The organism is Bradyrhizobium sp. 62 (assembly GCF_023073035.1).
Taxonomy (GTDB): Bacteria; Pseudomonadota; Alphaproteobacteria; order Rhizobiales; family Xanthobacteraceae; genus Bradyrhizobium.
In genome coordinates this window covers 1-10,954 of sequence record NZ_JADPIT010000010.1, presented here as the reverse complement: position 1 = coordinate 10,954, position 10,954 = coordinate 1, and the positions used below count along the sequence as shown (strand labels likewise).

Genomic DNA, 10,954 nt, shown 5'->3' with positions numbered 1-10,954 from the left:
GGCGACGAGCCGCTGGTGTTGGCAACGCCCTGCATGCGGTCCATCTGGTAGAACAGATCGGTGAACTCGGCACGCGCCCGCTTGTACGAGGTCGAGTTGATGTTGGCGATGTTGTTCGCGATGACTTCGATGTTGGTCTGCTGGGCGTTCATGCCCGTGGCCGCGATGGCAAGCGATTTCACAGCGTCACTCCTTGATCAGATCGACATCCGGACGACTTCTTGGTAGGCCTGCACGACCTTGTCGCGAACTGCGACCGCCGTCTGCAAGGCCTGCTCGGCCGACATCAGCGCCTCCACGACGCGCCGCGTCGATTCCTTGCCCTGCATCGCCGAGATCGAGGCCGCCTCGCCCGCCTTCAGCGTCCCGATCGCGTCCGTCGTCACCTGCTTCATGACAGATTCGAATCCGACGTCGGCGCGGGACTGGATCGCGGGAGTCGCCGTCGACGAGATGGCCTGCGCCTCGGTCGCGCGGCTCGCCGCTTGCCCGGCCGAAATCGCTGTGGATGAAATTGCTTCAAGCATTGTCAGCTCCTCAGCAGGTCGATGGTCATGCCCAGCATCGACCTCACCTGTTTCACGACCTGCAGATTGGCTTCATAGGACCGGTTGACTTCCCGCATGTCCGCCATCTCGATCATCATGTTGACGTTCGGCAGCTTGACGTAGCCGGCCTTGTCGGCGGCGGGATGCCCCGGCTCGTACTCCACGCGGTACGGCGTGGTGTCGACGCCGATTTCCTTGACCTTCGCCAGCTGAGCGCCCGAGGCGCGGTCCATCGCGGCATCGAAGGTGATCGTCTTGCGTTGATAGGGATCGGCGCCGGCGGCGCGCCCCGTCGACGTCGCGTTGGCGAGATTCTCCGAGACGATGCGCATGCGCGTCGACTGCGCTTCGAGCCCGGAGCTCGCGACCGTCAACGAGGATTGCAGTGAGTCCAGCATGTCAGTTCACCTCAGGTCTTCGCGCTCGACAGCAGCATGCGGTGAAACGACCGCACGACCGCCGAGTTCATCGAGTAGTCGCGACTGACGTCGCTGCCCTTGATCATTTCCTGCTCGAGACTGACGGAGTTGCCGGAGTGAACCACGTCCCAGCTGTCCTTTTTCGCGGTTGCCCGCGTGTCGCTCTCGGCAGCGGAGAGTTGCATGTGCGACGGCGACGTGGTCGCCAGTCTCACTGGCGTGCTGTCGAGCACCTTGTTGAAGGGCTCGACGTCGCGAGCCTTGAAGCCCGGCGTGTTGGCGTTGGCGACGTTGGTGGCGATCGTCGATTGGCGGAGCTCGAGGTATCGCGCCTGCGACGATGCGAGTTCGAAGAGATAGAGCGGTCCCACGGCAGCACCATTCTGGTTCAGACGGTGTAACCTTAGGGTCGCAAGCTTTCGTCAGGCTGATGGAATAGACGCCGTCCTCGGAATTCTACTGGACCTTCTCGGACCGCGGCGCCTGCTTGGACTGCAGGAAGTAGATGATCTCGGCGACCGGCCGGAAGAACTCCGCCGGAATCACCTGGTCGACCTGAACCGCCTCGTAGAGCGCGCGCGCCAGCGCCTTGTTCTCGATCACCGGAATCCGGTTCTGCTCGGCGACTTCGCGGATCTTCAGCGCAATCACGTCCATGCCCTTCGCCACGACGATCGGCGCGGGATTTTCCTCGCGATTGTAGCGCAGCGCGATCGCGAAGTGCGTCGGGTTCGCAATCACCAGCGTCGCCCGCGATGCGGAGGCGATCATGCGCTGGCGCGAGCGGTCGCGCGCCAGCGAGCGCAGGCGGGCCTTGATCAGCGGATCGCCTTCGGCCTGCTTATGCTCGTCCTTGATCTCCTGCCGCGTCATGCGCAGCTCGCGCCGCCAGTGGAAGCGCGCCCATGCGAGATCGACCGCTACCAGGACGATGGTCGCGATGCAGATCGCCGAGACGATTCGCATGGCGATGTTGAGAATCATCTCCGGCAGCGCGACCGGGTCGGTGTACATCGCCTCGAACGCCTTCGCTTCCGACGAGCGCAGCACGAACGCGACGACGACGGTGACCGCGGCGAGCTTAAACAGCGATTTGGCGAACTCGACGAGGCCCTGCGATCCAAACAGCCGGCTCCAGCCGCTGAGCGGAGAGATTCGCGACAGGTCCGGCGTGATGCGCTGGAGCACCAGGCTGGGAGCATTTTGCAACAGCGAGGCGGCCAGCCCGAAGGCCGCCAGGGTGACGACCAGCGGCGTCAGGAAGCGCAGTGCCTGAAGCCCGACCACGATGAGCAGATTCTGGGCGTCGGCCCCGGTGCTGAGAGGGAAGCCGTCGGGATCATCGAGAAAGCCCGTCAGCATCGGCGTCAATTGCTGAACGCCCTGGCCGATCAGGAACGCCTGGATCACCATCAGCCCAGCCATCGAGGCGAAGATGGAAGCCTCCCGAGAGACCGGGATTTTGCCCTGTTCGAGCGCATCGCGGACTTTTTTCTCGGTCGGCTCTTCTGTCTTGCTCTCCTGATCGGTTGTTTCTGCCATGCCCGTTCAGCGGTCAGCGGAAGACCAGCTCATCCTCCTGCTCGGGGTTGAGCTCGATTTCGCCCTTTTCCGCGAGGTCGAGCGCGAGGTCGGTGATCACGCGCCGCGCCTCCAGCACGTCGCGCTGGTTCGACGGCTCGCCGATGGCGAGTTCGTGCTCGACGACCCGGCGGACGCGCGAGGCGACCGAGGACAGGATCATCTCGCGGAAGTGCTTGTCGGTGCCCTTCAGCGCGATGACGATGCGATCGGTCGGCACCTGGTCGAAGATCATGGTGCGCGCCTTCGGCGTCAGGTTGGTGACGTCGTCGAAGGTGAAGAGCAGCTCCTTCAGCACTTCGGCCGACTTCGGCCGCTTCTCCGACAGGCTCTTGAGCATGTCCTCGATGTGTCCGCGCTCCATCTTGTTGATGATGTCGGCGACGCGGGCATAGGTGTCCGCGCCGAGGTTGCGGGCGAAGTTCAGCGTCAGATCCTCATGCAGCGTCTTCTCGAGGACCCTCATGGCGTCGTCGACGATCGGCTTGAGGCTGAGCACGCGCCGCATCAGCTCGTTGCGCAGGCTCGACGGCAGCTGGCTCATGACCTTGGCGGCGCAGGACGGCTTGACCTTGGACAGGATGAGCGCCGCGGTCTGCGGATGCTCCTTGGACAGGTAGCTTGCCAGCGAGTTCTCCGACACCGACGAGACGCGATCCCACACGGACCGGCTCGAATTGCCCAGCAGGTCCGACATGATGGCCGAGACCTGGTCAGCCGGAAGCACGTCGCCGAGCACGGCTTCCAGGCCACCGAGGGTGCCGAGAATGTTGGCGCCCATCGAGAATTGCTGGGCGAACTCCTCGACGATCGCTTCAAGTTCCTGCGCCGTGATCGGCCGCAGCTCGGCCGCGGCCTTTGTAACGGTGCGGATATCCTGCGGCTCGAACTGCGCGAGTACGCTCGCGGCCGCCTGCCGGCCCATGGCGAGCAGGAGTGCCGCGACCTTCTCCGTTCCGCCCAGCGTGGCGACGCCTCGCTGCTTGATAGGAGCCATGCCGACCTGTGCCGCCATGGTCAGGTATCACCCTGCCCCAACGGGCCCACAATCTCGGTGAGCGAGACGCCGAAGCGGGAATTGTCTTCTTCGACCACGACCACCTCGCCGCGGGCGACGACGCGGCCGTTGACCACGACGTCGACGGGTTCGCCGACCCTGTGGTCGAGCGGAACCACCGCGCCGCGGCCGAGCTTCATCAAATTTGCCACCGGAATGGTCGCCGATCCCAGCACCACCTGCATGGTCACGGGAATGCGCAGGATGGCATCGACATTGGCGAACTTGCCGGTCTCCTCCGCGGTGCGCGCGGCGATCTCCGCCAACCGCTCCAGCGGAGATGTTTCGGTATGCCCCTCGTCGGCCGCCGATGCTGACTCATAGTCGAAGGATTGCGCCATCTGGTATCGCCTCTTGGTATTTCCGCTCCCGGAGCGCCGCGACGTTCCGATCGTATTTATTCCGCCGGCTTCGGCTTCAATGCTTGTTCACGTCGGCGCCGCCCGCGCTCGCTGCGGATGCGAGCCCGCTCCTCGCATCGAGCGCCGCGATCGCCTCGTGGGCCTGATCGATCTTCGTGCTCAGCACGTTGGCGAGCCGCCCGAGATTTGCGGTGGAATCATGCGCTGCGGTGATGACCGTGTCGAAGGCGCCCGCCGTCTCCTGGACGATGGTCGAGAACTCGCCCTGGTAGCTGCGCAACCGCGCCAGCTCGCGATGCATCCGGGTCACCCGCATGCTGGTGAAGGCGAGCGCGATCAGCAGCACGGCATCAACGAGATAGGATATCATCGACGAACTCCCGTTTCTGATCGACGGGATCTGCCACCTGCATGGCGTAATAGCCGTCAAGCTGGCCGATCTGACACCAGAACAGCACCTGGTTGTTGCTCTCGAGTCGAGCCAGCGTGCGTGGCGTGGCTTCGAGCTCGAGCACCTGGCCGACCTGGAACTTCACGACGTCGCCGAGCGAAATCATCTTTTCGTCCAGCACGGCGCTCAGCGTCACCTCGGTGCGGTGAACCTCCGTCTCCATCTGCTCGCGCCAGCGCGGATCGGCCGCGCGGCCGTCGCTCACGACCACGGTCGCGAGCTTCTGCCTGAGCGGGTTGAGCGCGGAGTGCGGAATGATGAGGAACATCTGACCGCCGCGATAGAGTGCCTGCAGCATGATGTTCGCGCAGATCGACATGTTGCCGCTCCGCCCGATCGCCAGCGATGCCATGGCGGTCTCGACCCGCTCGACGCGGAAAGTGACGTTGGAGGTGCCGGCGAAAGCGGATTGCAGCGCCTTGGCGAACCGCTCGAACAGCGCCTGGACCAGGCGGATCTCGATGTTCGAGAAGCTGCGCTCGACGTCGAGCGGCGGTTCGGCGCCGTCGGAGCCGAACATCGCCTCGACCATCGTGAACACGAAGTCGCGGTCGAGCATGATGATGATGCGGGAGTCCCACTGCTCGGCATAGAGCACGGCCGCAACCGCATTGGCCTCGTAGTCCTTGATGATGTCGCCGACACGGTCGTTGGTGATGCCGTTGACCGAGAAATAGCATGGCGTTCCAGCCATCGGCTGCAGGCTGTCCGTGCACGACGCCGCCATGCGATCGAAGATCACATTGAGCATCGGCATGCGCTCGATCGAGATGCCGGCGGCGTCCAGCAGATAGTTCGGCAGCGGCTTGCGCTGATCGACGTCGAGGGCTTCCATCATGATGCGCGCGCAGCCTTCGGTTCAACCTCGGTCACGACGGCCTTGGGTCCCGCGATCGTCTCGTTCTCGACGACGTCGATCGAGGGTCGCTCGGGGCTCGCGATCATCTTGCGGCCGTGCTCGACGGCGATCTGCGGCATGGCGCCGTTCATGAACGCCAGCAGCGTCTGCTTGACGATGATGTAGGGCCGGCAACGCTTTTCGCGCGTCATCTTCACCTTCATCGCGAAGGGCGAAATGATGCCGTAGGACAGGAAAATGCCGGCGAAGGTGCCGACGAGGGCGGCGCCGATGAAGCCGCCCAGCAGCTTCGGCGACTGGTCGAGCGCACCCATGGCCTTGATGACGCCGAGCACCGCGGCGACGATGCCGAGCGCGGGCAGCGCTTCCGAGACCACCACCAGCGCATGGTAGGGCGCCAGCTTGCTCTTCACGATGGTGTGGATCTCCTCGTCCATCAGCGCTTCGATCTCATGCGTTCGCGCGTTACCCATGATGATGAGACGGACGTAGTCGCAGATGAACTGGAGCAGCGACGGATCTCCGAGCACGCTCGGGAACGCCTTGAAGATCTCGGAGGACGCGGGATCGTCGATATGCGCCTCGACCTCGTTGCGGCCCTTGCCCCGCAGCTCCCGCATCAGCGCGTGCAGCGCGCCGAGCAGATCGAGATAGTAGCGTTGACCGGGCACCGCCCCCGTCACTGCCTGCACGCAGGCAAGCCCGGTATCCGCGACCGTCTTCCAGGGATTGGCCATGATGAAGGTGCCGGCCGCGGTGCCCATGATGATCACGAACTCCCAAGGCTGCATCAGCACGCCCAGATGCCCGCCCATGGCGGCAAATCCGCCCAGCAGTGCCGCTACCGTGATGACGATCCCCACGAAACTGCCCAACGCGCCGCTCCATCACCGATCCCATCGGGAATATCTAGTCGGCGAGCCTTGCGCGAGGCTGGCTTCCCCCTCGCCAGCCTCGCGCAAGCGATTTACGGCAGCTTGCGACGACGTCGCGAAAGCGGCCAGAGGGGCGCGGGTCATGCTATCCACCATCGCGGACTACACCAGACTGACCAAGGACATGGGCAAGTCGCTGACACAGGTCGCGACGCAGCCGGACGTCAGCCGCGACACCGATTACTTCCTCAGCCACATCGGCAACGTGAAGACCATCGACGACTTCCTGAAGGACTATCGCCTCTATTCCTACGCGATGAAGGCATATGGCCTCAGCGACATGACCTACGCCAAAGCGTTCATGCGCAAGGTGCTGACCGAGGGTATCGCCGACAACAAGACCTTCGCCAACAAGCTGACCGACATCCGCTACCGGCAATTCGCCGCCGCTTTCAATTTCGCCGCCCTCGGCGACAAGGCGACCCAAACCGCCGCGGCCACGACCGGCACGGCGACCCAATACGTCACGCAGACGATGGAGGAGAAGGCCGGCGACCAGAACGAGGGCCTGCGGCTGGCGCTCTATTTCACGCGCAAGGCTTCCACGATCACCAATTCCTACCAGATCCTCGCGGACAAGGCGTTGACGCAAGTGGTCCAGACGGCGCTCGGCCTGCCGTCGACGATCAGCTCGGCTGATATCGATGCCCAGGCCAAGATGATCACGAGCAAGATCAAGCTCACCGATTTCCAGGATCCGGCCAAGGTCACCAAATTCGTGCAGCGCTTCGCGGCGATGTGGGATGCGACCCGGGCCCAGAGCGACACCTCGACCAACCCGGCGCTGGTCCTGATTGGTGGCGCCGCATCGTCGATCGGCATGGATACCAACGTGCTCACGACACTTCAGAACATCAAGTTCAACAGGTAAGTCATTTCAACAGGTAAGTCATGCAATCGGCCCTCTATGTAGGATTGTCGGCGCAGGTCGCCCTCGAAAAGCGCCTCCAGACGATCGCCAACAACGTCGCCAACGTCAACACGGCGGCGTTCCGCACCGACGTGGTGAAGTTCGAGACGGTGTTGTCCAAGGCGGGCGCGAACCCGGTCGCCTTCTCCTCGCCCGGCGACAACATCATCTCGCGCGAGATGGGCAGCATCACCGAGAGCGGCAACCCGCTCGATGTCGCCGTGGTCGGACAGGGCTGGATCGCCTTCGCCGGTCCGAACGGCACGGTCTATACGCGCGACGGTCGACTCCAGATCGCCGCCAACGGCGACCTTCAGACCGTGTCCGGCTTCCCCGTCATCGATTCCGGTGGCGCGCAAATCACCCTCGATCCGAACGGCGGACCGGTCTCGATCGCGCGCAGCGGCGCGATCACCCAGGACAACAACGAGATCGGCACCATCGGCCTGTTCAACATTCCCGCCGACGCCAATCTCGACCGCTACGGCAATTCGGGCGTCACGCCCAACCGGCCTGCGACCGCCATCGCCGACTTCTCCCGCGACGGCTTCAAGCAGGGCTATGTCGAGGGCTCGGGCGCCAATCCGATGATGGAATTGACGAAGCTGATCGCGGCCTCGCGCGCCTTCGACGGCACCAATTCGATGATCGAGGGCACTGAGAGCTCGCTCCAGAACGCAATCCGGACGCTGGGCGAACCCGGCAAATAGACTGCGCCCCGCGCGCAATGAGGTTGGACGGTTTCCTTGAACGCTCTTCGGCAACTTGAGTGGGCGCTGCTGGAGCTTCAGCAGAGCACTCCCCTGGCAAGCGTCAGCGGCGCGATCTCCGAGATCGCGTCGACGCATTTCCGTGTCTCCGGCCTGTCGCGCTTCGTCAGGCTCGGCGAACTGATCGGTGTCAACTCCTCCGGCAAGCCCCAGATCGGCGAGGTGGTGCGGATCGACACCGAGGGCATCATCGCCAAGCCGTTCGACCGGCAGTTCGCCGGCGGCCTCGGCTCGGTCGCCTACCGGATGCCGCCCCTGTCCTTCGCGCCAGATCCGAGCTGGAAGGGCCGCGTCATCAACGCGCTGGGGGCGCCGCTGGACGGACAGGGCCCTCTCACCGCCGGGTCGCGTCCGGTCTCGGCCGAGGCGGAGGCGCCTTCGGCCATGAAGCGCGCGCGGGTCCACAAGCCGCTGCGCACCGGCGTACGCGTCATCGATTTGTTTGCCCCGATCTGCGCCGGCCAGCGCGTCGGCATCTTTGCCGGCTCCGGTGTCGGTAAATCGACGCTGCTTGCGATGCTCGCCCGCAGCCAGGGTTTTGACACCGTCGTGCTGGCCCTGGTGGGCGAGCGCGGCCGCGAGGTGCGCGAGTTCATCGAGGACGTGCTGGGCGCCGACCGTCACCGCGCCGTCACGATCGTGTCGACGGGCGACGAGAGCCCGATGATGCGGCGACTGGCGCCGAAGACGGCCATGGCGGTCGCCGAATATTTCCGAGACCGGGGCGAATCGGTCCTGCTCATGGTCGATTCGATCACCCGGTTCGCCCACGCCGCCCGTGAAGTCGCGCTCGCCGCAGGTGAGCCCGCAGTCGCGCGCGGCTACGCACCCACCGTCTTCACCGATCTGCCGCGCCTTCTGGAGCGCGCCGGACCCGGCGAGGAGGGGTCCGGGACGATCACCGGGATTTTCTCCGTGCTGGTGGACGGCGACGATCACAACGAGCCGATCGCCGATACCATCCGCAGCACACTCGATGGGCACATCGTGCTCTCCAGGCACATCGCCGACCAGGCACGTTACCCGGCGGTGGACGTTCTGGGTTCGGTCTCCCGTCTCGCCCATAACGTCTGGGACCCCGAAGAGCGCGAATTGGTGAGCAAGCTGCGCGCCATGATCGCCAAATACGAGGACACGCGCGACCTTCGCCTGATGGGCGGATACCAGGCGGGACGTGATTCGGGGCTCGACCAGGCGGTCGACATGGTCCCGAGAATCTATGGCGCGATGCGGCAGGACGCCTCGGCTCCGCCAAGCGCCGATCCGTTCCGCGAGCTGCGGGACATGCTCAAGGGCGACTAGCAAGTCTCAGCTTGGGTCGGGGCGCGAGGCGCCCCGCGATCGCACCTTGCTCGTTGTTTTCGACAGGCGATCGCATGCCGCCACGCTTCCAGCGCATGCACATGCACGCCCGTCTCCGGTTTCAGCCGTGATCGCCTCCACCGTTCGGGTGAGGGAAATCGCGCAGCCGCGCCGAATGCGACTGAACCGGCGACTTCTCGATCCGACCCGGACAACCGCCGCGTGTAATTCCTGTGAGTTCCCCCGGACAGTTCTTGGCAGAACGCACAAGTTGTGGATGACATGCCGACGCACATCGTCGTCATGCACAAGCTTCGGTCAACTTGCATCAACGACAGCCAACAACGTGCCGTGCAATAAAACTGTCGCATAGTTGCGTGCATGTTGCTCGTGGGACAGCGTATTGCGTTCACCATCATGTGTCCCGAAGAGCGAGATTGTCTTGAACGTTACATTCGCCTGCGACGACATCCTGTCTGCGAGATGGTCTCTACTTGATTTTGTTGAGAAGGTCATTCATCGTTTCGTCGGAAGATAAGAAACGTCTGCGTGTGACTTGAACCTTAGGGGCTTCGGTTGAACTACTCCGATCCATCGTCTGCTGGCGACGGCTATTCGGGCTCCCGTACGACAACGCCGCGAATGGCATACCATCAGCAACACCGCTCACCGTGCCATAGCTTGCAGTGCCCATTGGTCCAGGTCGGGGGCCGGGCAGTCCGTGCTTTCACGAGAGAGAAGAGTACGGTGCATGTGTCGAACATTGCCGGTAGTACGGCTTCTCGCAAACGGCTCATTCGCGACGGCGGAAGGCGGCTCCGGGGCGCCGCAAACGTGACTCCCTGGGCAAGGTAGGAATTCATGCCATTGGCAAGAGAAGCCGTGGAGCTGCTGGTTCAGGCAGCGAGGGCTTGGTATTTCGAAGGCGATCAGCATGGGTTGCGCGATCGGGAATGGATGGCGCTGCGCTTTCTCGGCCGCGCCAACAGGTTTTCGCGCACGCCGTCCGCGCTCGCCGGCTTCATCGGCGCAACCAGGGCAACTGCATCGCAGATCGTGAAGACGCTGGAGAGCAAGAGCTTCCTGGTGCGAAAACCGTCGCACGAAGACAAGCGTTCTGTCGTGCTGCACGTCACCGCACAGGGCGAGAAGTGCCTGAGCCAGCACGATCCGATCAATCACGTGCTGAACGCGGTCACGGCGCTCGGACCCGACGAGTGCGTCAGGCTGCGCGATTCGCTGCGCGACATCCTCAATCACCTCGACGCAGCACATCAGCGGCTCGATGCCAGCGTCTGCCGGGACTGCATGTTTCTTGCCGAACGCGGGCCGGGTACCGGCAAGGGACGCGCAACGGCGGAATTCATGTGCCGTTTGTATCGCGCCCCGGTCTCACTCGAGGAGACCGAACTGCTCTGCACCAGTTTCGAGCGCACCCGCGACCGCCCCAAGATCGAGGAGCATCTCGACCGCGCGCGCATGGCGAACCAGGGGTGAGGCACGCGAGCGTTGCTGCGCAGAGCTGCGACCCAGCGGCGACATGGCGTAATGCGGAACGCAGCAATCCAGACTGTCTCGGTGCGGAAGGACTGGATTGCTTCGCTGCGCTCGCAATGACGGTTGCTTCGCTGCGCTCGCAATGACGGAGTATGAGGCGGTAGCGCCACTCTTCCAGCTCGCATTTTGAATTGCAGACACAGCTTCGCATCCTCGCGGCGCGATTCGCCCGAGTTTTGCTTCGTCACTCCACCCTCAAATCC

At 63.8% G+C, this 10,954-nt stretch carries 14 protein-coding genes; 4 read left to right on the top strand and 10 right to left on the bottom strand.

The annotated features are described in order from the left end of the window. The 10 genes from IVB47_RS04210 to motA form a co-directional block, all read right to left on the bottom strand. Nucleotides 1–182: flagellar basal body protein (locus IVB47_RS04210; protein WP_247460037.1), on the bottom strand; the 182-nt coding region annotated here is incomplete at its 3' end. Nucleotides 183–197: 15 nt separating this feature from the next. After that, complete coding sequence (locus IVB47_RS04205) at nucleotides 198–527, bottom strand: flagellar hook-basal body complex protein FliE (RefSeq protein WP_247460036.1); 330 nt, start codon at nucleotides 525–527, stop codon at nucleotides 198–200. Nucleotides 528–529: 2 nt separating this feature from the next. Next, nucleotides 530–946: a flagellar basal body rod protein FlgC gene (gene flgC / locus IVB47_RS04200; RefSeq protein WP_007595894.1), complete on the bottom strand. Its 417-nt coding sequence runs from the start codon at nucleotides 944–946 to the stop codon at nucleotides 530–532. An 11-nt stretch (nucleotides 947–957) separates the two neighbouring features. Continuing rightward, nucleotides 958–1,338, bottom strand: a complete 381-nt coding sequence (gene flgB, locus IVB47_RS04195; RefSeq protein WP_027519862.1) for a flagellar basal body rod protein FlgB — start codon at nucleotides 1,336–1,338, stop codon at nucleotides 958–960. Between the two features lie 85 nt (nucleotides 1,339–1,423). Continuing rightward, on the bottom strand, nucleotides 1,424–2,509 hold the full coding sequence (flhB, locus tag IVB47_RS04190) for a flagellar biosynthesis protein FlhB (RefSeq protein ID WP_247460033.1): 1,086 nt from the start codon (nucleotides 2,507–2,509) through the stop codon (nucleotides 1,424–1,426). A gap of 13 nt (nucleotides 2,510–2,522) precedes the next feature. Then, the gene (locus IVB47_RS04185; protein WP_027570476.1) at nucleotides 2,523–3,563 is read right to left on the bottom strand and encodes a flagellar motor switch protein FliG; all 1,041 of its coding nucleotides are present in this window, start codon (nucleotides 3,561–3,563) and stop codon (nucleotides 2,523–2,525) included. Between the two features lie 2 nt (nucleotides 3,564–3,565). After that, complete coding sequence (gene fliN / locus IVB47_RS04180; RefSeq protein ID WP_027519864.1) at nucleotides 3,566–3,946, bottom strand: flagellar motor switch protein FliN; 381 nt, start codon at nucleotides 3,944–3,946, stop codon at nucleotides 3,566–3,568. A gap of 76 nt (nucleotides 3,947–4,022) precedes the next feature. Beyond that, nucleotides 4,023–4,337: a hypothetical protein gene (locus tag IVB47_RS04175; protein ID WP_247287741.1), complete on the bottom strand. Its 315-nt coding sequence runs from the start codon at nucleotides 4,335–4,337 to the stop codon at nucleotides 4,023–4,025. After that, nucleotides 4,318–5,256, bottom strand: a complete 939-nt coding sequence (locus tag IVB47_RS04170) for a FliM/FliN family flagellar motor switch protein (protein WP_007613971.1) — start codon at nucleotides 5,254–5,256, stop codon at nucleotides 4,318–4,320. The genes IVB47_RS04175 and IVB47_RS04170 overlap by 20 nt, the downstream gene beginning before the upstream one ends. Further along, a complete protein-coding gene (motA, locus tag IVB47_RS04165) occupies nucleotides 5,253–6,152 on the bottom strand; it encodes a flagellar motor stator protein MotA (protein WP_007613972.1) in 900 nt (299 codons plus the stop codon). Before motA ends, IVB47_RS04170 begins: the two co-directional genes overlap by 4 nt. Before the next feature lie 142 nt (nucleotides 6,153–6,294). Between motA and IVB47_RS04160 the strand changes: the two genes are divergently transcribed. The 4 genes from IVB47_RS04160 (at nucleotide 6,295) to IVB47_RS04145 (ending at nucleotide 10,691) form a co-directional block, all read left to right on the top strand. After that, the gene (locus IVB47_RS04160) at nucleotides 6,295–7,083 is read left to right on the top strand and encodes a DUF1217 domain-containing protein (RefSeq protein WP_247460032.1); all 789 of its coding nucleotides are present in this window, start codon (nucleotides 6,295–6,297) and stop codon (nucleotides 7,081–7,083) included. A gap of 20 nt (nucleotides 7,084–7,103) precedes the next feature. Further along, complete coding sequence (gene flgF, locus IVB47_RS04155) at nucleotides 7,104–7,832, top strand: flagellar basal-body rod protein FlgF (RefSeq protein ID WP_007595915.1); 729 nt, start codon at nucleotides 7,104–7,106, stop codon at nucleotides 7,830–7,832. A gap of 36 nt (nucleotides 7,833–7,868) precedes the next feature. Continuing rightward, nucleotides 7,869–9,194 carry a flagellar protein export ATPase FliI gene (gene fliI / locus IVB47_RS04150; RefSeq protein ID WP_247460030.1) on the top strand — a complete coding sequence of 442 codons (1,326 nt, stop codon included), beginning with the start codon at nucleotides 7,869–7,871 and terminating at the stop codon, nucleotides 9,192–9,194. Nucleotides 9,195–10,055: 861 nt separating this feature from the next. Then, entirely contained in the window at nucleotides 10,056–10,691 is a 636-nt protein-coding gene (locus tag IVB47_RS04145) for a MarR family transcriptional regulator (RefSeq protein ID WP_027570472.1), read from the top strand. The last annotated feature ends 263 nt before the right edge of the window (nucleotides 10,692–10,954 follow it).

Coding starts and splice junctions, on each gene's coding strand:
- IVB47_RS04145 (WP_027570472.1), top strand. CDS start 10,056: ATGCCATTGGCAAGAGAAGCCGTGGAGCTGCTGGTTCAGGCAGCGAGG.
- IVB47_RS04205 (WP_247460036.1), bottom strand. CDS start 527: ATGCTTGAAGCAATTTCATCCACAGCGATTTCGGCCGGGCAAGCGGCG.
- IVB47_RS04185 (WP_027570476.1), bottom strand. CDS start 3,563: ATGGCGGCACAGGTCGGCATGGCTCCTATCAAGCAGCGAGGCGTCGCC.
- IVB47_RS04160 (WP_247460032.1), top strand. CDS start 6,295: ATGCTATCCACCATCGCGGACTACACCAGACTGACCAAGGACATGGGC.
- IVB47_RS04170 (WP_007613971.1), bottom strand. CDS start 5,256: ATGATGGAAGCCCTCGACGTCGATCAGCGCAAGCCGCTGCCGAACTAT.
- flgF (WP_007595915.1), top strand. CDS start 7,104: ATGCAATCGGCCCTCTATGTAGGATTGTCGGCGCAGGTCGCCCTCGAA.
- IVB47_RS04175 (WP_247287741.1), bottom strand. CDS start 4,337: ATGATATCCTATCTCGTTGATGCCGTGCTGCTGATCGCGCTCGCCTTC.
- flhB (WP_247460033.1), bottom strand. CDS start 2,509: ATGGCAGAAACAACCGATCAGGAGAGCAAGACAGAAGAGCCGACCGAG.
- flgC (WP_007595894.1), bottom strand. CDS start 946: ATGCTGGACTCACTGCAATCCTCGTTGACGGTCGCGAGCTCCGGGCTC.
- fliN (WP_027519864.1), bottom strand. CDS start 3,946: ATGGCGCAATCCTTCGACTATGAGTCAGCATCGGCGGCCGACGAGGGG.